This window comes from Nocardia sp. NPDC055002 (assembly GCF_053608825.1).
In genome coordinates this window covers 291321-311432 of sequence record NZ_JBSGWE010000003.1, presented here as the reverse complement: position 1 = coordinate 311432, position 20112 = coordinate 291321, and the positions used below count along the sequence as shown (strand labels likewise).

The window sequence follows — 20112 nt, the reverse complement described above, 5'->3', positions numbered from 1 at the left end:
ATCGCCGGATCGGGCGCAAAGCCGTCTCGGGGGCACCGCCGATGTCCGGGCGATGGCATAGTATCCGCTCCATGTCTTCACCGGGGGCGCAGACCATCACCGTGCGCCATGATGGAACCGAACGAGTCTTCGAAGCGAGCCAGCAGATCACCATGGGCCGCGCGCCCGAGGTCACCCTGTTCGTGGACAGTCCGCTGGTCTCTCGTGTGCACGCCACTCTTCGATTCAGCAACGGCGCGTGGGTACTCGCCGACAACGGCAGTACCAACGGCGTCTTCGTCGACGCGCGCAGGCTCAACCAGCCCGTCTCGATCGACCGACCCACCCAGGTGCGCCTGGGTGACGCGATCACCGGGCCGCTGCTGCACCTGGTCCCCGCGGCGCCTGGGGCGCGCCACGCGGCGACCATGGTCGCGCCGCCGTCACAACCACAGCACCAGCCGCAACCGCACCAGCCGCAACCGCACCAGCAGCAACCGCACCACCAGCAGCCGCGACCGCAGCAGCCGCATCCGGGCTTCCAGCCGCCGTCGCGCCCACAACAACAGCAACCGCAATACGTTCCCACCTCACAGCTGCCCGCGCAGCCGCAGGACAACATCAATATGACCCGCCGCGCCGATTCGTCGATGCTGCCGCCGGTCCGCAAGGCCGCCTCGACCGAACCGGTCGCGCGCGGTGACCGCATTCCGCCCGGCGGCCTGAGCATCGGCCGCACCTCGGACAACCAGATCGTCGTCAACGATCCGCTGGCTTCGCGTGCGCACGCGAAGCTGCTCGCCTCGCCCGAGGGTCTGGTCATCGAGGACCTCGGCTCGGCCAACGGCACCTTCGTCAACGGTCACCGCCAGCAGCGCTCGGTGCTGCGCGAGCGCGACATCGTCACCATCGGCAACATCGACTTCGTCGTCACCCAGGGCGCGCTGGCGCATCGGCAGAAGCCGGTCGCCGAGCAGGGTCTGTCGGTGCACGGGGTCGGGTTCACCGTCGAGAACAACAAGCAACTGCTCGTCGACGTGAACATGACGGCGGGGCGTGGCACGTTGACCGCGCTGATCGGACCGTCGGGCGCGGGCAAGTCGACGCTGTCGAAGCTGATCGCGGGCAATACCCAGCCCTCCGGTGGTGTGGTGACCTTCGAGGGTCGCAACCTGCACGCCGAGTACGAGGCGCTGCGTTCGCGCATCGGCATGGTGCCGCAGGACGACGTGCTGCACCGTCAGCTCACGGTCCGCCAGGCGCTCGGCTTCGCCGCCGAGCTACGGCTGCCGCCCGATACCACCAAGTCCGACCGGCAGAAGGTGATCGACGGTGTGCTGCAAGAGCTTTCGCTCACCCAGCACGCCGACACCCGGGTGGACCGGCTCTCCGGTGGTCAGCGCAAGCGCGCGTCGGTGGCGATGGAACTGCTCACCGGTCCGTCGCTGCTGATCCTCGACGAGCCGACCTCGGGTCTCGACCCGGCGCTGGATCGGCAGGTCATGCAGATGCTGCGCGAACTGGCCGACGCCGGTCGCGTGGTGATCGTGGTGACGCACTCGGTGGCCTGCCTGGATATGTGCGACCAGGTGGTGCTGCTGGCCCCCGGCGGTAAGACGGCGTTCGCCGGTCATCCGGGTGGGGTCGGCGCGGCGATGGGGACCAGCGACTGGGCGGAGATCTTCGCCGAGGTCGCGGCCAACCCTGATCAGGCCTTCGCGAAGTATCGGTCCCGGCAGGCCTACGTGCCGCCACCGCCGCCCGCACAGCCCAACCGCGGCAACGTGGGCGCGCCGCCGCAATCGAGCGCGATGCGGCAGTTCAGCACGTTGGCTCGCAGGCAGTTGCGGTTGATCTTCTCCGACCGGGGATATCTGATCTTCCTGGTGGTGCTGCCCTTCATCCTCGGCGCGTTGTCGCTGGTGGTGCCGGGTAGTGACGGGTTCACGGAGGGCGCGCTGGTGCAGCTGCCCGACGGGTCGTTCGGGCGGGAGAGCGGCGGTGAGGCCCAGCAGTTGCTGGTGGTCCTCATCCTCGGCGCGTGCTTCATGGGCGCCACGCTCAGCGTGCGTGACCTGGTCGGCGAACGGTCGATCTTCCAGCGTGAGCGCGCGGTCGGCCTGCTGCCCTCGGCATACCTGATGGCCAAGATCGTCGTGTTCAGCGTGACCGCGTTCCTGCAGTCGGCGGTCCTGATCGGTATCACGTTCATCGGGAAGAAGGCGCCGGGCGCCGGTTCGCTGATTCCGAGCGGCAGCGTCGAGCTGTACTTCGACATCGCGATGACCGCGGTGTGCTGTGTGGTGTTCGGCCTGCTGATGTCGAGCCTGGCCAAGTCCAACGAGCAGGTCATGCCGATGCTCGTGGTGATGATCATGGTGCAGCTGGTGATGGCGGGTGGCCTGATCCCGGTGACCGACCGGGTCGGCCTCGAGCAGATCTCGTACCTGTTCCCCTCACGCTGGGGTTACGCGGCGGGCGCGTCGACGGTGGATCTGACGAAGCTGGTCTTCGGCTCGCAGGACGACCCACTCTGGGGGCACAGCGCGGGGATCTGGATCCTGGACATCGTGATGCTCATCGTGATCACCTCGATCCTCGCCCTGATCACGTGGAGCCGACTACGACTGAAGAAGTCACAGGCATGAGCGGTCAGCGCCCGGAGACGGTAGCTCGCGTAACCACGCGGGGCGCCTGCGCATGCCTCGATGCGCACCGCATGATCCGCCAGGTCAGCATCGTTTCGGTGGGCAAGCTGCGCGTGTCTGTCGCCGACCGGGCACACTTGATCCTGTGACCGTTCGAGTTGGGGCCCTGCATCTGGGGTGGGACGTGGTGTCCGTGGCCGCGGGTGGCGGCGCGACCCCGGTCCGCCCGGTACAGGTCGAGGGCACCTACACCCCGCCCGCCTACCTGCTCGCCGATGCCGCGGGCAGGTTGCACACCGCCGGTGTCGACCGGCAGCGCCCGGACCTGGGGATGGCGATCGCCGATGTGCGCGACATCCTCGGCCACCCACAGATCGTGATCGCCGGCGCCACCTGGCCCGCCGAACTCGTCTTCCGGGCCAGGCTCTACAACCCGCTGGCCGCGATCGGCAAGTACCTACAGGGCAAGCCGCAGCTGGTCGCGCTGCCGTATCCGGACAGCTGGCCAGAGGACAAGGTCGAGGTGTACGCGGCGCTCGTCGAGCAGCTCGACGTGGTCGTGGAACCGCTGCCCGAAAGTGTCGCGCTCTCGGGTTATGTGCGCGCGCTCGGCCTGGTCTCCCCGCCCAGCGAGCGACACCGCACCGGCATCGGCGCCACCGGGATCTACTCCGACGGTCGCTCGCTGCTGGTCGTCGCGGTGCACGGCGACGACGAACAGCCGACCGAATCGACGGAGGTCTCGGTCAGTGCCGAGGCGCTGCGCGACGCCCGCACGGCCGACAATGTGGTGATCGAGGCGATGGCCGCGGCCCGCTCGATCGGCGCGGACACCTCGACGGTGCTGCTCGCGGGCAACGTCTGCTTCAACGACGCGCTGCGCTTCGCCTTCCAGAACCATCTGGGCCAGCGCCTGCACGTGGCCGACCATCCGATGCACGCGCTGGTCCTCGGCGCCGCGCATCTGCTGGTCACCGAGCCCGACCTCGACGACGAGGAGGACGACTATCCGGACTCGGGGCATCCGGGTCAGGCAGTCGCCGCGCAGGTCGGGTGGGGCGCCCAACCCACCGCACCGCCCACCGCCCAGCCGCCCGGACCGGCCGGGTTCGTCGCCGGTCCGCCCGCCGCGCAACCGCCGCAGCCGTCAGGTCCACCTGCTCGCGCGCCGCGGCACGCGCTCGAACACGACGATGCCGAGGACGACGACCGCCGCGGCAAACTGCTCGGCAAGGTGAAGAAGGGCTTCTTCGGCACCCCGGCCGTGGTCGGCGCGCTGGCGCTGGTCGCACTCCAGCCGGATCCCGCCGTCGCCTCGGCCGCCGAACCGGTGAGCTGCGCGTTCACTCCGTACGCGAACACGGTCCCGCGCGAGGGCATCGAGACCGCGCGTGGCCTGCTGGTCGACGACTCCGCCTGCGTCACCCCCGGCATCGATACTTTGCGCTACCTGATCCCCGGTCCCGCGCGTGCGACCGACCCGGGTCCGCCGGTCGTGATCTAGCCTCGCCCGATTACGGGTCGGTGATGCGTGGCTGGTATCGTTGCCCGTTGGCGTGTGGAACGCCGAACCGTTCGCGGATCGGCGTCTCCTCGATGTCCTGGGTCTCCACCGGCCGCCAGGACAGCCTCGATCCACACATCAGGGCCGGCAACACCGACGACAGACAGGGAACGACTGTGCCTACGTACAGCCCCAAGGCGGGTGACGTCACCCGCAAGTGGTACGTCATCGACGCCACTGACGTAGTCCTCGGCCGTCTCGCCGTGCAGGCCGCTGGCCTGCTGCGCGGCAAGGGCAAGCCGACCTACGCACCCCACGTCGATGGTGGCGACTTCGTCATCATCATCAACGCGGAAAAGGTTGCCATCTCCGGCAACAAGAAGCAGGACAAGCTCATCCACCACCACAGCGGACACCCGGGCGGCCTCAAGTCGCGCACTGTCGGCGAGGTGTTGGCGACCCGTCCCGATCGTCTCGTGGAGAAGGCCGTCAAGGGCATGATCCCGAAGAACAAGCTGGGTAACGCGATCGCGGGCAAGCTGAAGGTCTACGCAGGCCCGAACCACCCCCACGCCGCGCAGCAGCCGGTTCCGTTCGAGATCAAGCAGGTGGCCCAGTGACCGCTCCTGAAGAGTTCGCAGCCGAAGAGTTCGACGCCACCGATGAGGTCGTCGTCGAGATCGTCGAAGACGGCGAAGGCTACGCCGAAGGCGAGTACGTCGAAGAAGAGCTGGCTTTCGAGCCGCTCGGCCTCGACCGCCCGGTGCAGACCGTCGGCCGTCGTAAGGAAGCCGTCGTTCGCGTTCGCATGGTGCCCGGTTCGGGCAACTTCGAGCTCAACGGCCGCACCATCGAGGATTACTTCCCGAACAAGGTGCACCAGCAGCTCGTGAAGTCCCCGCTGGTCCTGGTCGAGCGTGTCGAGAACTTCGACATCTACGCTCGCCTGGTCGGTGGCGGCCCGTCGGGTCAGGCAGGCGCCCTGCGTCTGGCCATCGCCCGCGCGCTGATCGTGGTCACCCCGGACGACCGTCCCGCCCTCAAGCGTGCCGGCTTCCTGACGCGTGACCCGCGTGCCACCGAGCGTAAGAAGTACGGCCTGAAGAAGGCCCGTAAGGCGCCTCAGTACTCGAAGCGCTGATTTACGCACCGTCGACCGCCGTCTTCGCTTACTTTGGTGGAGACGGTACGGTCGGCGGAGCACGTGTGCGAGAGCAGGCTTCCAGCACGGCTGGTCGCCTGCTCTCGTGCTGTAAACGGGGACCTACGACGGGTAGAGGTTTATGGGACGGCTGTTCGGCACAGACGGTGTTCGCGGGCTCGCCAACGAGTCGCTGAGCCCGGAACTGGCGATGCGCGTCGCCGCCGCGGCGGCGCAGGTGCTCTCACGCGGCAAGAAGCGCCCGGTCGCGGTACTCGGTCGCGATCCCCGCGCCAGCGGCGAGATGCTCGAGGCCGCGGTCACCGCGGGCCTGACCTCCGTCGGCGTCGATGTCCTCTCGGTAGGCGTGCTGCCGACTCCGGCCGTGGCCTACCTGACCGGCCTGTACGACGCGTGCTTCGGCGTGATGATCTCCGCCTCGCACAACCCCATGCCCGACAACGGCATCAAGATCTTCGCGGCGGGCGGGCACAAGCTCGACGACGCCATCGAGGCCCGGATCGAAGCCCTGATCGCCGAAGGCGTCACCGTGCGCCCGACCGGTGCGGGCATCGGCCGCGTGCGTGGCGACTACACCGTCGAGGGCACCCACGAACGCTATGTCGAGCATCTACTGGAATCCACCGGGCAGGACCTGTCCTCGCTGACCGTCGTCGTCGACTGCGCGCACGGTGCGGGCGCCGAGGTCGCCCCGCAGGTGTACCGGGAGGCGGGCGCGACGGTGATCGCGATCAACGCCGAACCCAACGGGCTCAACATCAACGACGGGTGCGGTTCCACGCACCTGGACACCGTGCGGCGCGCGGTCCTCGACCATGGCGCCGACCTGGGCATCGCGCTCGACGGTGACGCCGATCGTTGCCTCGCCGTCGATGCCGCGGGCGAGATCGTCGACGGTGACGCGATCATGGCGGTGCTCGCGCTGGCGATGCGCGACGCGGGCGAACTGGTCGATGACACCCTCGTCGCCACCGTGATGAGCAACCTCGGCCTGCACATCGCGATGCGCGCCGCCGAGATCACCGTGATCACCGCCGCTGTCGGCGATCGGTACGTGCTCGAGGAGTTGCGTCGCGGCGGATACAGCCTGGGTGGGGAACAGTCCGGGCATGTGGTGTTCCCGCGGTTCGGCACCACCGGGGACGGGGTGCTCACCGGCCTGCGGTTGATGGCGCGGATGGCGCAGACCGGGCGCTCGCTGGCCTCGCTGGCCTCGGTGATGACCACGGTGCCGCAGGTGTTGATCAATGTCGCGGTGTCGGACAAGGGTGCGGTCGCTGTCGCTCCCGAGGTGCTGGAGGCTGTCGCGGAGGCCGAGCGAATCCTCGGGGATACCGGGCGGGTTCTGTTGCGGCCCAGCGGGACCGAGCAGCTGGTGCGAGTGATGGTGGAGGCCACCGATCCCGCGCAGGCGCGTCAGCTGGCCGATGATCTGGCCAAGCGGGTCGCCGCGGTCTAGTCGCCGGGACCCGGACGACGGGTCGGCGATCGGTGCTGTGGCGTGTTCCACCGGGCCCCACTAGTATCGGGATACGCCGTCTGGACCTGTGTGCCCCGTGGCGCGTGTGTGCTGCTCGGCGCAGGCGGTTATTTTGGCGCGCAGCACGATTCGAAGGGGGCCGATCATGGTTCCGCCGCTGCCTGCCCGCAACTACCAGGACCAGTACCCGTACGAGTACGGCGAAGCCGACCAGCCGCACCGCTGTGGTGGGGCCTGCGGGCGACCGGGGTGCCGCGAAGTGCCGCAAGGGTATTCGCACACGGTGCCGATCCGGGACGAAGGCTACGGGCAGTCCGCCTATGAGCCGGTCGCCGAGGCGCCACGCACCCGCGCGTTCGCGGCGCCACGGGTGCCGCGCTCGCGATCGTTCATCGCGGTGGTCGCCGTGCTCGGTGTCACCTTCGGCGTCGGCCTGATCGGGGCCAAGCTCGGCTCCGACATCGACCTGTTCGGTGCGGCCGAGCCCGCTGTGGTGCAGTCGCTCTAGAACTGTCCGACGACGAATCCGCTGAACAGCACCCCGAAACCACCGATCTCGCCCACGATCAGCCCGTACATCGACAGCCGTAGTTCGGCGGGAATCTTCCCGTCGAACTGGTTGGTGGTGTCCCGGCGCAGCCCGTGCAGGGCGTAACTGGCGATCGCACCGGCGAAGAACGCGAGTACCACGAGGTCGGCGGTCAGGTTGACGATCGTCGGCCAGGCGCTGAGCTCGGTGAACACCGCGAGCAGGATCCCCGCGAAGGAGTACATCAGCGCGGCGCGGTGGGCGATGTCGACATAGACGTGCGCCGCGCCCTCAGTCCGGATGCCGTGGTACTTCCACACCCCGAGCAGCAACGCGCTCAGGAAGAGGAATCCGGTGACGAGCAGGGTGATTCGGGTGTCGATACCTAATGCGTAGTCCATGCGTCATTCCTCGCTGAGAAGCCCACCGGACATGTGCCAACGACGGGTCGCACGAACAGAATCCAGCATCCGGCGATCATGCGTCACCAGAATCAAGGTGCCGGTGAAGGATTCGACGGCCTGTTCGAGCTGTTCGATGGCTGGCAGGTCGAGGTGGTTGGTCGGCTCGTCGAGAACCAGCAGGTTCACCCCGCGCGCCTGGAGCAGGGCCAGGGCCGCGCGGGTGCGTTCGCCGGGGGACAGGGTGTCGCACGCACGCGTCACGTGCGGCCCGCGCAGGCCGAATTTGGCCAGGAGCGTGCGGACTTCGGCATCGGGCCAGTCGGGCATCGCCGCGGCGAAGGTGTCGGCCAGGGCGTCGTCACCACGGAACAGCCCGCGGGCCTGGTCGACCTCGCCGATCTCCACACCGGAACCCAGCGCGGCCGAACCGGTGTCCGGGGCGATCTTGCCGAGCAGCAGGCCGAGCAGGGTCGACTTGCCCGAGCCGTTGGCGCCGGTGAGCACGATCCGGTCGGCCCAATCGATCTGGGTGGTGATCGGGCCGAGCGTGAACTCGCCGCGCGTGAGGGTGGCGTTGTTGGCGGTCGCGACCACCGCGCCGCTGCGTGGGGCGGTCGCGATCTCCATCCGCAGCTCCCACTCCTTGCGCGGCTCGTCGACCACGTCGAGGCGTTCGATCCGGCGCTGGGTCTGGCGGGCCTTGGCGGCCTGCTTCTCGGTGGATTCCGCGCGGGTCTTGCGACCCATCTTGTCGGAGTCGTTCTTGCCCTTGCGGCGGGCGTTGCGCACCCCGTGCTCGAGCCAGTTGCGCTGCATCTGCGCGCGCGACTCCAAACCCGCTTTGGTGTCGGCGAATTCGTCGTAGGCCTCGCGGGCGTGCTTGCGGGCGATCTCGCGTTCGGCGAGGTAGGCGTCGTAGCCGCCGTCGTAGAAGCCGGTTTGCTGCTGAGCCAGATCGAGTTCGAGAACGCTGTTCACCGTGCGCGCCAAGAACTCTCGATCGTGGCTGATCACCATCAGCGGTACGCGCACCCCGGTGACGAACCGTTCCAGCCGGTCGAGGCCGTCGAGATCGAGGTCATTGGTCGGCTCGTCGAGCAGCAGGATGTCGAAGCGCGACAGCAACACCGAGGCCAACCCCGCGCGGGCCGCCTGGCCGCCGGACAGGCCCGTCATCGGGGTGTCGAGCCCGCCGGCCAAGCCGTGGGTCAGCCCCAGGTCCGCGGCGACCTCTTCGGCGCGCTGATCGAGGTCCGCGCCGCCCAGCGCCAGCCAATGTTCCAGCGCGGGCGAGTAGTCGTCGTCGCCACCGTCGCCGAGGCGTTCGGCCGCCGCGTCCATCACCTGCTGAGCGTGTGCGACACCGGTTCGGCGCGAGAGGAATTCGAGCACCGTCTCGCCCTCGATGCGCTCCGGTTCCTGGGTCAGATAACCGACGGTCGCGTCGGGCGGGCTCAGCGCGATGGTGCCCTCGCCCGGCTCGCGCTCGGCCAGCATCCGCAGCAGCGTCGACTTGCCCGCGCCGTTCACCCCGACCAGCCCGATCACATCGCCGGGGGCGAGAGTGAAATCGAGGTCGGCGAACAGGGTCCGTTCGGCGTGCCCCGCGGAGAGGCCACTGGCGTGCAATGTCGTGCTCACCTCGACAATTGTGCCCGTCTCGGGGTCTGACCCTGAGGTCGGGGCCTGTCGAAATCAGGGTGCGGGTGGGTCTGTGGACCGATGCGGGCGAGGGTGCTCCGACGGCACAGTGGAGACATCACCGCTCCACAGGAAGGCAACACCATGACCGCCCCCGCCCGCCGCCTCACCCGTTCGACCAGCAACAAGTGGATCGCAGGCGTCTGCGGTGGCCTCGCCGAACGCTACGGCTGGAACCCCAACGTCGTCCGCCTGGTCTTCGTCGTCTCCTGCCTGCTGCCCGGCCCCCAGTTCCTGATCTACCTGGCGATGTGGATCCTCATCCCGAACAAGTAGCCCCGAACCCCCCGGCGCCCGCTCGCGGATGACAAGATGGTGGCAACCCCGCCACGTCGTCATCCGCGAGTTTTCCGTTGGAGGAGCAGTCATGGTCACCTCGGGTGAGTTCCCCGGCCTCGGCCTACCCGACATCGACGCCCACTCGTCTCTGGGCGGCCTCGGCCCCGTCGAGCTGAACAACCCATCCCTCGACCTCGACCACGACGGCGTCGTCGACTCCCTCTCCACCGGCGATGCGGACTCGACCAGTATCTGGTCCGACTACGACCATGACGGCCTCGCCGATCACGTCACCGTCGTCGAGGAAGACGGCGACTACGCCGCCTGGGAATACCACCGTCATCCCGACGGCACGTCGGAGTGGCGCAAGACCGACCAGGGGAACCTGGAGAAGTAGCGCACCAGGGTGCCGCTGTGATCGAATCCGAGCACAGCGGCATTCGTCGTGTGATCGTGGAACCGATCCCGGTCGTGGCGCGTCTAAGGGAGTAGTGCGCCTGCCGGCGCTTGACCAGAAGGAGGGGGAAGTGGGCGATTCAGTAACGGTCGATCCGACGGCTCTGCGTAAGGCTGCGTCGAACCTGAAGGCGTCGGCGGCTGACATCGGGACGTGCTCCGCCGACGTCAAGGGCTGGTCCTTCACCGCCGCGCAAGCCGGTCGTGACTACGGTGCCGAGGGGACGAAGGTCGGGGGCGTGATCGGCAAGGTCGAGACGTGGTTGAAGAACTGGCAGACCGCGATCGACAAGACGGGCGTTCAGTTCGGTACCAGTGCGGATACGTACGCGACGGTCGACGATGCCAACGTCAAGAAGATAACGGCCGCAGGGGTGAACCTTTGATGCGCGCATTCGTGTGCACCTGTTCGGCCGCGGTGTCCGGGGGCGTTCATGGCTGACTCTCCGACCTGGGCCAGTATTCCTACCGGTGGTAGCGCAGACGAGATGCTCGACCTCGGGGCGGAAGGTTTGCAGTATTTCGTCGAATACCTACCTCGCTATGGAAAAGCATCAGCGGTTACGCACGCTCCTGCTAGGTCAGAACTGCTGGCGGGGGCTAACGGGAATTTCGATTCGATCTATGCGAAGTACGACACCGAACGTGGTATGGATATCGCGGCAATCGATCGGATGTCCGCGGCTTTGTCCAAGGTGATGGCTAAATTGCCCGGGGAGATCGACGATCAGCGGCGGCAGCTCTCGGCATTGCCGTCGATATGGCAGGGTCAGGCGGCTGACTCCGCATCAAATATGCTGAATGCGCAGATTCTCCGTGCTGAACAAGATCGCATCGAAGCCGCGACGATATCGCTCGAGCTCAGCTATGTTTCGACGGCGCTGCGAACTGCCGTTCGGCACAAAGCGGTTACGGTCCAGAGCTTTTGGTCTCCCAATACGCCTGACATACCGCAGCAGAACAGCAGCGGGATGAGCCGCACTGCGATCGATGATTACATACAAGAGGTCTCATCCAACCCAGATTCTGATGCGGGCAAGAAGGCCAAGCAGTGGCTGGTTGATATCTTCATGCCGCACGTCACCGCAACATACGATAAATTCGTTCAGCTATGCAAGGAAGTCGACACCGAGGTCCGCCGGATTTATGGCGTTCTTGTCGAAGCCTTGAACGGACTGGATACCGGCGCATATCCGATGCCGCAGGATTCCAGCAAGCCGCAGACACCCGTGACGACGGAGCAGCAGCCCCAGACGAAAGATACGTCGAAGGGTGACACCTCGACTGGTGGAACACCGTCGACAACGGAGGACACGTCGACCAAGGCGGCGACCACCGAGGACCCGTCGACCACCAAAGACGACGATGACGATGACGATGATGACGGCGACATCACCGACACGATCAGCGAAATCACCGATACGGTCAGCGAAGTGATGACCGGTCTCACGTCGCTCGTGTCATCGGTGAGTGAACTCGAATCGCTCGTCACGAGCACGGCGGAGACGATCAGTTCCGGCCTCACCTCGCTCAGTACCTCGGTGCAAGAGGGTTTCGCGTCGATTTCGAGCCAGTTGAGCAGCTTGATGTCCGGTGGCGCGACATTCGATCTGAACGGCACCCAGGTCAGTGTGGGAACCGATGCGAACGGCCAACTCACGGTGAGCACCACCGACGCTGCCGGAAACTCACACGAATACGGCATGACGCTCGATGCGAACGGCATCCCGGTGATCAGCGACGAGCAGACCAGCGGCGAAATCGGTTCGGGCACACCGGAGACCGGCACGGGCCAAGGGCCGACCGGTCTCGAAGACACTGAGGAGGGGACATCCTCGGGTGCGACACCGAACCCGACCGGTTCTCTCAACGCCAAAGGCTATGCCGCGGAGAACATGCCGGGTGCGGGCTCCACGCCGAGTGCGGACAACGAGCCCGACGGTGAACATTGGGCGGAGCAGTATCCGGTGAGCCAGCAACCCGATCCGGGTGACTCCGGTGCGGTCCTGGCGGAGGCGGGCCCGCTGTGAATCAACGAATTGAGGGGGTTTCGCCATGAGTCGATCGCGGATCGAAGAAGGCGCCTACGATTTCCTTCGCCGGGTGCAGATTCTGGACTACGAGTACGACGAGATGCGCAACAGCCTCGCCGTGCACAACAACGGTCACGAGATTCTCGCCGAGATTCAAGCGGTCAGGGAGCGCGAAGCTGCCGAGGCCGAAGAGCGGGCACGGCTCGAAGCGGAGGAACGCGAGCGTCAAGAAGCCGCGGTCAGGGAGCAGCGCGAAGCCATCGCACGGTCTATCGCCGCTCGACGGGCCAATGACCGCGCTGCTCCGCTGGATGACGACGATCCCGAAGCCGAGTACTACCAGCGCAAGAGCTGGCTGGTCTGAATCGCCGGCGCGACGCCGAATACGGAGGGTGATCGCGCCGGGCCGACGTCGTTCGGACGGCCCGGGGGCTTCTTTCTCTAGCCGCGGATGAGCTTGGCGACCGTGCCGATGGACAGCTTGGGCGCCTCGACCTCGACCTCGGCGTGGGGGTCGACGACCTTGATGTGGGGGATCTCGGCTTCCGGGTCGGCGAAGGCCGCGTACTTCTTGTCGGCGAGGAGGGTGGCGAGCAGGTAGCCGGTGACCAGGGCTCGGGTGGCCTTGTCGGTTTTGTGTTCGTAGCGGCCCGCGCCGAGGGCGGCGAAGAGGCGGCGGCCCTCGATGATGCCGTTGTGGGAGGCGCCGCCGATGGTGCGCAGGATCGACGGGCCCGACCAGGCGGCGGCGAGGGCGCGGGCGTTGGAGCTGACCGAGTCGAGATCGTCGCCGGTCAGGATCAGGCCGGGCGCGTCGATGTCGGGGGCGATGTTCTCCGCGGCGGGGGAGGTGGGGGCGGGGAAGAGCGCTACGACGGCGGCTACCCGGCGCTGAGCCGCGGCGATCACCGCGGCGCCTGCCCCCATGCCGTGGCCGGCGAGGGCGAGGCGGTCGGGGTGGACGCTGATGGTGCCGTCACCGAGGCGGACCTTGCTGACGATGTCGAGCGTGGTGAGCAAGTCGGTGCCGAGGTCCAGATGTGACGGAATCGGGCCACGCTCGGTATCGGGCGCGGCGACCACGAAACCCCACGACGCGATGTGTTCGAGCAGGCTCTTGTAGTTCTCGGCGCTGGTCAGCCAGCCGTGCGCGAACGCGACAGCGGGCAGGTTCAGCCCGGACTCGGGCGTGTACACCACACCCGGCTGACCTGCGATCCCTAAGTTCCCACGCAGCACCCGGTGGGGGCCACGCACGGACAGGGTGCTCACGAGCGATTTTGCAGACACCGACACGGCGAGAAGAGTATCCGATCAGTAGGGTGGGGGACCATGTGCGGAATCGTGGGGTACGTCGGATACCGGGATGCGCTGGGCGTTGTCGTCGACGCGCTGCGACGCATGGAGTATCGCGGATACGACTCCGCGGGGGTCGCGATCCTCGATGGAAACGGTGCTCTCGCGGTCGAACGTAAGGCCGGGCGGCTGGCCAATCTGGAAGCCGAACTGGGCGAGGCGGGGACCGAGCGTTTCGCCGGTTCGACCGGGATGGGGCACACCCGCTGGGCCACCCACGGCGCGCCGACCGACCGCAACGCGCACCCCCACCGCGACATCTCCGGCAAGCTCGCCGTCGTCCACAACGGCATCATCGAGAACTTCGCGCCGCTGCGCCGCGAGCTCGAGGACGTGGGCGTCGAGCTGCTGAGCGACACCGATACCGAGGTCGCGGTGCATCTGGTTTCGCGCGCGTACGCCGACGGCCCCACCGCGGGCGACTTCACCGCGAGTGTCCACGCCGTGTTGCAGCGGCTCGAGGGCGCGTTCACGCTCGTGTTCACCCACGCGGACCATCCCGGCACGATCGTGGCGGCGCGCCGGTCGACGCCGCTGGTCGTCGGGGTCGGCCAGGGCGAGATGTTCATCGCCTCCGACGTCACCGCGTTCATCGAGCACACCCGCGAAGCGGTCGAGCTCGGGCAGAACCAGGCCGTGGTGATCACGAAGGACGGCTACAGCGTCACCGACTTCGCGGGCAACACCGACGGGGTGGTCAGCCGGCCGTTCACCATCGACTGGGACCTCGCCGCCGCCGAGAAGGGCGGCCACGACTACTTCATGCTCAAGGAGATCGAGGAGCAGCCCACCGCCGTCGCCGACACCCTGATGGGGCATTTCGTCGTCGACGAGAAGGGTGGCCGGATCGTCCTCGACGAACAGCGCCTCGCCGACCAGGAGCTGCGCGAATTCGACAAGGTGTTCGTCGTGGCGTGCGGCAGTTCCTACCACGCGGGCCTGCTCGCCAAGTACGCGATCGAGCACTGGACCCGGGTGCCGGTGGAGGTGGAGCTCGCCAGCGAATTCCGTTACCGCGACCCGGTTCTCGACCGGTCGACGCTGGTGGTGGCGATCTCGCAGTCCGGTGAAACCGCCGACACCCTCGAAGCGGTGCGCCACGCCAAGGAGCAGAAGGCGCGCGTGCTGGCCATCTGCAACACCAACGGGGCGCAGATTCCGCGCGAGTCCGACGCGGTGATCTACACGCGGACCGGGCCCGAGATCGGTGTCGCCTCGACCAAGGCGTTCCTGGCTCAGGTGGCCGCCAACTATCTGGTCGGTCTGGCCCTGGCGCAGGCGCGCGGGACCAAGTACCCCGACGAGGTGGCTCGCGAGTTCGCCGAACTGGAATCGATGCCGAAGCTGATCGCCCGGGTGCTCGAGACCGCGCCGCAGGTGCGGGCCATCGCGCGCGAGCTGGCGCACGTGCCGACGGTGCTGTTCCTCGGTCGCCACGTGGGTTACCCGGTGGCGCTCGAAGGCGCGCTCAAGCTCAAGGAACTGGCCTACATGCACGCCGAGGGCTTCGCCGCGGGCGAGCTCAAGCACGGGCCGATCGCACTGATCGAAGAGGGCCTGCCGGTGATCATCGTGATGCCGTCGCCGAAGGGGCGGGCGGTGCTGCATTCCAAGCTGCTCAGCAACATTCGCGAGATCCAGGCGCGCGGTGCCCGCACGATCGTGATCGCCGAAGAGGGCGATGACACCGTGCGCCCGTTCGCCGACGACCTGATCGAGATCCCGGCCGCCCCGACCCTGTACCAGCCGCTGCTGTCCACGGTGCCGCTGCAGATCTTCGCCGCCGAGGTGGCCCAGACTCTGGGCTACGACGTGGACAAGCCCCGCAACCTGGCCAAGTCGGTCACCGTCGAATAGGGACCGGGTGCCGGCCTCGACGCGAGGCCGGCAGGGTCACTTGACGGTGATGGATCCGCGCATGTCGGGGTGCAGGGTGCACATGTAGCGGTAGGTGCCGGCCTGGGTGAAGGTGTAGGACCATTCGCCCTTGTCGAAGATGGGGCTGTTGAGGCCCATCGCCTTGTCGCCGATGCCCTGCACGTTGTGCGGGACCTTGTCGGAGAACTTCCAGGTCACCGTCTCGCCGACCTTGATGGTGGCGTCGGCGGGTGCGTATTTCATGTCGCCGACCTCGACCGTGAGGTTGGTCGGGGCGTGCTGTTGGGTGGTCGTGGTGGTGACCGGGCGGGGTTTGCGGGTTGTGGTGGTGGCGGCGTTTCCCGAGTCGCCGGAACAGCCGGCGGACACCAGGGCGGCGGCCACGACTATTCCGGCGGCAAACCGGGCGGATGCGGCGCGGTGACGAACCATCGACATGGGTGTGGAGCGTAGTCTGCGAGCGACCCCGGGCCGGTCGGCGGCCCGTTTCGGGCAGCTGGGAGGCGACTATGTCGGATCGGCGTGGCTACTACACCGTCGACGAGGTGCGGGCGGCGGAAGCCGAGCTGTTCACGCGGGTGCCTGCGGGTATGCCGATGCGGCGGGCTGCCTTCGGGCTGGCCGGGGTGGTTGTCGACGAATTGCGGTCGCTGACCGGGGGCGTGGTCGGCCGAACCGTCGGACTGCTGGTGGGGTCGGGGGACAACGGCGGGGATGCGTTGTGGGCGGGGGCCTTCCTACGGCGTCGGGGCGTCCGGGTGTCGGCTGTTCTGCTGAATCCTGAACGGGCGCATCGGGAAGGGCTTGCTGCGTTGCGGGCAGCTGGGGGCCGGGTGGTCGATCGGCTCGATGGTGTCGATCTGGTGATCGATGGGATCGTGGGGATTTCCGGACGGGGGCCTTTGCGGTCCGGGGCGTCGGAAATAGTTGCTGCCCTGGATGTTCCGATTGTCTCGGCAGATCTGCCCAGTGGAGTCGATCCGGATACGGGGGCGGTGGATGGACCCGCGGTGACGGCGGATGTGACGGTGGCGTTCGGTGCCTATAAGCCGGTACATGCGTTGGCGGTGCCTCGGTGCGGGCGAATCGTGTTGGTGCCGATCGGGTTACGTCTTCCGGAGGCTGGGCTGGTGCGGCTCGATCCAGGAGCGGTGGGGGCCGGGTGGCCGGTGCCGGGGCCTGCTGACGACAAATACAGCCAGGGAGTGACGGGGGTTTGCGCGGGCAGTGCGAAGTACCCGGGGGCGGGGGTGTTGTGCACGGGCGCCGCAGTGGCGGCGACCTCGGGGATGGTTCGGTATGTGGGGTCCGATACCGAGGTATTGGAGAAGTTCCCCGAAGTTGTCGCCAGTTCGTCGATTTCGGAGACCGGGAGGGTGCAGGCCTGGGTGGTCGGACCGGGGGGTGGTACTGATCCGGGGGCCCGGGATCGGTTGGCCGAGGTGCTGGGTACTGATCTGCCGGTGTTGGTGGATGCGGATGGGTTGACGATCCTTGCCGAGGAACCGGGGCTGGTTCGGGGGCGATCCGCGGTGACGGTGCTGACGCCGCATGCGGGGGAATTCGCTCGGCTGACCGGTGGTGCGGTGGGGGCGGATCGGGTGGGGGCGGTGCGAAGGCTCGCGCAGGAGTGGGGGGTGACGGTTCTGCTCAAGGGCCGGGCGACGGTTGTCGCCTCGCCGGGGCAGCCGACGCTGGTCAATGACGCAGGTGGGGATTGGGCGGCCACGCCGGGGTCGGGGGATGTGCTGTCGGGGATTATCGGGGCGTTGCTCGCCGCGGGGTGTGCGGCGGGGTGGGCTGCGGCTGCCGGAGCTCGGGTACATGCGTTGGCGGCGAATCTGGCCGCTCATGAGGGTCGGGCGGCGGGGGCGCCTATTTCCGCTACGCCGTTGCTGGGGCATGTTCGGGAGGCCGTGCGGGTGTTGCGGGAGGTCGGTGGGGGCGAGGGTCGGTAGGCCCGGGACGGAGCCCAGGTATGGCGGATTCGGCGGGTCCTGGCACGATCGGGGGTGTGAATGCGCAAGTGGAGACGGTCGTCGACTTGGATGCCATTGCTCACAATGTGCAGGTGTTGCGGGAGTACGCGCACGGGGCCGCTGTGATGGTGGTGGTCAAGGCCGACGGGTACAACCATGGGGCGGTGGAGGTGGCTCGGGCCGCGTTGGGGGCGGGTGCGCGGGAGCTGGGCGTGACCACCGTGGGGGAGGGACTGGCTCTGCGGGCGGCGGGGATCACGGCTCCTGTGCTGTGCTGGCTCAATACTGTCGACGCCGATTACGCGGGTGCTGTGGCGGGCGATCTCGAGATCGGGGTGTCGTCGCTGGCGCAGTTGCGGGCGGTGGAGCGCGCCGCGGTGGCGACGGGGCAGACCGCGACGGTGACGTTGAAGGTGGATACGGGGCTCAATCGCAACGGGGTGTCGGTGACCGAGTATCCGCAGGTCCTGCGTGCTGTGCGGGCGCTCGTCGACGGGCAGGTGGTGCGGTTACGGGCGATCTTCTCCCATCTCGCGCACGCCGATGAGCCGGGGCATCCGATGGTGGATCGGCAGCGGGACCGGTTCGTCGAGGCGATCGCGCTGGCCAAGGAGCACGGTCTCGAACCCGAACTCGTGCACCTGGCGAATTCGGCGGCCACCTTGACCAGACCAGATCTGCGGTTCGACATGGTTCGGCCGGGTATCTCGGTGTACGGGCTCTCGCCCATACCGGAGCTCGGACAATTCGGTCTGAAGCCCGCGATGACATTCCAGGCGGAGGTCGCGTTGGTGAAAAAGGTGGCGGCAGGGGAGGGCGTGTCGTACGGGCACCGGTGGATCGCACCGCGCGACACCACGATCGCGCTGGTGCCCGCGGGATATGCCGACGGCGTATTCCGTTCGCTCAGTGGACGTTTCGAGGTGTGGCTGGGCGGAGCCCGACACCGTAATGTCGGACGGGTGTGCATGGACCAGTTCATGGTCGACCTCGGCGACAACGCGGGCGGCGTGCGGGAGGGTGACCGCGCGGTGCTGTTCGGCGGCGGCGCGGGACAGCCACACGCACTCGATTGGGCGCGGGCGCTGGACACGATCGACTATGAAGTCGTCTGCGCGCCGCGCGGCCGTGTGGTCCGCCGCTACGTGGGTACCGGCCGATGACCCGGCGCACGGTGATCCGCCGCGGTGGCCTGGCGACCGCCGGCCTGCTCGCGGGCCTCGCCATCGCCCACACCCTGCGCCAGATCGGCGCGCGAGTGATGTGGCCCGCCGAGCGTGACGAATACCGCGACGAGAACTTCGCCCTGATCGACGACGACGAACCGGGCATGGTGCTCGCCGACGACGGGGTGTCGCTGGCCACCCGCACCTACGGCGACGAGGCGGCCGAAGTCACGGTCGTCTTCGTGCACGGATTCTGCAACAGCATGGAGTCCTTCCACTTCCAGCGCCGCGATCTCGCGCGGCAGTGGGGGTCGAGGATGCGGATGGTGTTCTTCGATCTGCGCGGACACGGACGCTCCGGCACACCGAGTACCGAGAGCTGCACGGTCGCCCAGCTCGGCCGCGACCTCGCCACGGTGATCCGTGAGTGCGCGCCGACGGGGCCGGTGGTGCTGGTCGGGCATTCGCTCGGCGGAATGGCCGTGCTCGCGGCGGCCGCGCAGTTCCCCGAGCTGTTCGCGACGCGGGTGCGCGCGGTCGGGCTGCTGAGCACCGCCGCCGCGGAGGTGACCGCGACCGGGATCTCGCAACTGGTTCGGCATCCCGCGGTCGACGGCTTCCGGCTGGCGGTGCGGACGGCGCCGACGCTGGTGCAGTTCAGCCGCAGCGCGAGCAAGCACGTGGTGACGCCGATCCTGCACGTGAGCTCGTTCCACGGCCCCGTCAGTCCGACGCTGTCGCGATTCACCACGATGATGATCGACCGCACGCCCGTCGGCACCATCGAAAAGTTCCTGAAAGCGATTGAGCTGCACGATGAGTCAGCCGCATTGCCCGTCCTCGGCGAGCTGCCGGTACTGATCCTCGGCGGTGCGCACGACGTGGTGATCCCGTTCCGCAACTCCCGCGAACTGGCGGCGGAACTACCGGGCAGCGATCTGGTCCGGGTGCGTGAGGCGGCGCACATGCCGCACCTGCAGTTCCCCGAGGTGAGCCTGGCCGCACTCGACCGGCTGCTCGCGCGGGCGGGAATCATCGGCAACCGCGGCGAGGAGGCCGTCGGTGGTTGACCCGCACCAGCGCGTTCTCGACACCGTCGAGGACACCGAAGCATTCGGCCGCGAACTGGCGGCCACCCTGCGCCCGGGTGACCTGGTCGTGCTCGACGGCCCGCTCGGCGCCGGCAAAACCGCGTTGACCCGCGGAATCGCCGCCGGACTCGGTGTCGCGGGCCGGGTCAGCTCGCCGACGTTCATCATCGCGCGGGCACACAAGGCCGGAGTGCGGCCGGACGGCACGCCCGGGGTGGCGATGGTGCATGTCGACGCCTACCGCCTCGCGGGCGACCTCGACGAACTGGACTCGCTCGACCTCGACACCGACCTGCACCACGCGGTCGTCGTCGTGGAATGGGGCAAGGGGGTCGTCGAACACCTCGCTGACCGGCATCTGCGAGTGCAACTCGCCCGGGAGCCGGAATCCGATGTGCGCACGGCGATCTGGGAATGGATCGAATAACGCGCGATCATGCGCGCACCGGTGCGCGCCGAGCGCCGAT

At 67.8% G+C, this 20112-nt stretch carries 20 protein-coding genes; 16 read left to right on the top strand and 4 right to left on the bottom strand.

From position 1 onward, the window contains the following. Nucleotides 1–71 precede the first annotated feature (71 nt). From ACWF99_RS13760 to ACWF99_RS13735, 6 genes are all read left to right on the top strand, one after another. Nucleotides 72–2627 (top strand): ATP-binding cassette domain-containing protein, encoded by a 2556-nt coding sequence (locus ACWF99_RS13760; protein WP_452536107.1) that lies wholly within the window; start codon nucleotides 72–74, stop codon nucleotides 2625–2627. A gap of 145 nt (nucleotides 2628–2772) precedes the next feature. Beyond that, nucleotides 2773–4131, top strand: coding sequence for a hypothetical protein (locus ACWF99_RS13755; protein ID WP_452536105.1), 1359 nt, complete (start codon nucleotides 2773–2775; stop codon nucleotides 4129–4131). Between the two features lie 176 nt (nucleotides 4132–4307). Then, nucleotides 4308–4751: a 50S ribosomal protein L13 gene (gene rplM / locus ACWF99_RS13750; RefSeq protein WP_194825954.1), complete on the top strand. Its 444-nt coding sequence runs from the start codon at nucleotides 4308–4310 to the stop codon at nucleotides 4749–4751. Next, nucleotides 4748–5272 carry a 30S ribosomal protein S9 gene (rpsI, locus tag ACWF99_RS13745; protein ID WP_378632416.1) on the top strand — a complete coding sequence of 175 codons (525 nt, stop codon included), beginning with the start codon at nucleotides 4748–4750 and terminating at the stop codon, nucleotides 5270–5272. The genes rplM and rpsI overlap by 4 nt, the downstream gene beginning before the upstream one ends. 142 nt (nucleotides 5273–5414) lie before the next feature. Continuing rightward, a complete protein-coding gene (gene glmM, locus ACWF99_RS13740; RefSeq protein ID WP_378632418.1) occupies nucleotides 5415–6752 on the top strand; it encodes a phosphoglucosamine mutase in 1338 nt (445 codons plus the stop codon). 166 nt (nucleotides 6753–6918) lie between these two features. After that, entirely contained in the window at nucleotides 6919–7281 is a 363-nt protein-coding gene (locus ACWF99_RS13735) for a hypothetical protein (RefSeq protein WP_378662011.1), read from the top strand. On the opposite strand, the gene ACWF99_RS13730 is transcribed toward ACWF99_RS13735, so the two are convergent. Both ACWF99_RS13730 and ACWF99_RS13725 read right to left on the bottom strand, forming a co-directional pair. Continuing rightward, nucleotides 7278–7703, bottom strand: coding sequence for a hypothetical protein (locus ACWF99_RS13730; RefSeq protein ID WP_378662014.1), 426 nt, complete (start codon nucleotides 7701–7703; stop codon nucleotides 7278–7280). The two genes, ACWF99_RS13735 and ACWF99_RS13730, sit on opposite strands and share 4 nt — an antisense overlap. A 3-nt stretch (nucleotides 7704–7706) precedes the next feature. Next, complete coding sequence (locus tag ACWF99_RS13725) at nucleotides 7707–9293, bottom strand: ABC-F family ATP-binding cassette domain-containing protein (RefSeq protein ID WP_452536608.1); 1587 nt, start codon at nucleotides 9291–9293, stop codon at nucleotides 7707–7709. A 198-nt stretch (nucleotides 9294–9491) separates the two neighbouring features. On the opposite strand from ACWF99_RS13725, the gene ACWF99_RS13720 reads away from it, so the two are divergent. From ACWF99_RS13720 to ACWF99_RS13700, 5 genes are all read left to right on the top strand, one after another. After that, on the top strand, nucleotides 9492–9683 hold the full coding sequence (locus ACWF99_RS13720; RefSeq protein ID WP_063057023.1) for a PspC domain-containing protein: 192 nt from the start codon (nucleotides 9492–9494) through the stop codon (nucleotides 9681–9683). A 91-nt stretch (nucleotides 9684–9774) separates the two neighbouring features. Continuing rightward, nucleotides 9775–10083, top strand: coding sequence for a DUF6802 family protein (locus tag ACWF99_RS13715; protein WP_056818233.1), 309 nt, complete (start codon nucleotides 9775–9777; stop codon nucleotides 10081–10083). 130 nt (nucleotides 10084–10213) lie between these two features. Then, complete coding sequence (locus ACWF99_RS13710) at nucleotides 10214–10528, top strand: type VII secretion target (RefSeq protein WP_067448407.1); 315 nt, start codon at nucleotides 10214–10216, stop codon at nucleotides 10526–10528. Nucleotides 10529–10576: 48 nt separating this feature from the next. Next, the gene (locus ACWF99_RS13705; RefSeq protein WP_452536102.1) at nucleotides 10577–12172 is read left to right on the top strand and encodes a hypothetical protein; all 1596 of its coding nucleotides are present in this window, start codon (nucleotides 10577–10579) and stop codon (nucleotides 12170–12172) included. A gap of 73 nt (nucleotides 12173–12245) precedes the next feature. Continuing rightward, complete coding sequence (locus ACWF99_RS13700) at nucleotides 12246–12539, top strand: hypothetical protein (RefSeq protein WP_452536101.1); 294 nt, start codon at nucleotides 12246–12248, stop codon at nucleotides 12537–12539. A gap of 77 nt (nucleotides 12540–12616) precedes the next feature. Here the strand turns inward: ACWF99_RS13700 and ACWF99_RS13695 are convergent, their stop codons facing one another. Next, the gene (locus ACWF99_RS13695) at nucleotides 12617–13471 is read right to left on the bottom strand and encodes a poly(ethylene terephthalate) hydrolase family protein (RefSeq protein WP_452536100.1); all 855 of its coding nucleotides are present in this window, start codon (nucleotides 13469–13471) and stop codon (nucleotides 12617–12619) included. A gap of 36 nt (nucleotides 13472–13507) precedes the next feature. Between ACWF99_RS13695 and glmS the strand changes: the two genes are divergently transcribed. Further along, entirely contained in the window at nucleotides 13508–15388 is a 1881-nt protein-coding gene (gene glmS, locus ACWF99_RS13690) for a glutamine--fructose-6-phosphate transaminase (isomerizing) (RefSeq protein WP_378635306.1), read from the top strand. 36 nt (nucleotides 15389–15424) lie between these two features. Here glmS and ACWF99_RS13685 read toward each other — a convergent pair whose 3' ends face one another. Continuing rightward, nucleotides 15425–15847: a plastocyanin/azurin family copper-binding protein gene (locus ACWF99_RS13685; protein ID WP_378635309.1), complete on the bottom strand. Its 423-nt coding sequence runs from the start codon at nucleotides 15845–15847 to the stop codon at nucleotides 15425–15427. A 71-nt stretch (nucleotides 15848–15918) separates the two neighbouring features. On the opposite strand from ACWF99_RS13685, the gene ACWF99_RS13680 reads away from it, so the two are divergent. The 4 genes from ACWF99_RS13680 to tsaE are packed head-to-tail and all read left to right on the top strand — an operon-like array spanning nucleotide 15919 to nucleotide 20072. Then, complete coding sequence (locus tag ACWF99_RS13680) at nucleotides 15919–17367, top strand: bifunctional ADP-dependent NAD(P)H-hydrate dehydratase/NAD(P)H-hydrate epimerase (RefSeq protein ID WP_452536097.1); 1449 nt, start codon at nucleotides 15919–15921, stop codon at nucleotides 17365–17367. A gap of 20 nt (nucleotides 17368–17387) precedes the next feature. Beyond that, nucleotides 17388–18551 (top strand): alanine racemase, encoded by a 1164-nt coding sequence (alr, locus tag ACWF99_RS13675; RefSeq protein ID WP_452536096.1) that lies wholly within the window; start codon nucleotides 17388–17390, stop codon nucleotides 18549–18551. Next, complete coding sequence (locus ACWF99_RS13670) at nucleotides 18548–19624, top strand: alpha/beta fold hydrolase (protein WP_452536094.1); 1077 nt, start codon at nucleotides 18548–18550, stop codon at nucleotides 19622–19624. Before alr ends, ACWF99_RS13670 begins: the two co-directional genes overlap by 4 nt. Then, nucleotides 19617–20072: a tRNA (adenosine(37)-N6)-threonylcarbamoyltransferase complex ATPase subunit type 1 TsaE gene (tsaE, locus tag ACWF99_RS13665; RefSeq protein ID WP_452536092.1), complete on the top strand. Its 456-nt coding sequence runs from the start codon at nucleotides 19617–19619 to the stop codon at nucleotides 20070–20072. The genes ACWF99_RS13670 and tsaE overlap by 8 nt, the downstream gene beginning before the upstream one ends. Nucleotides 20073–20112: the final 40 nt, after the last annotated feature.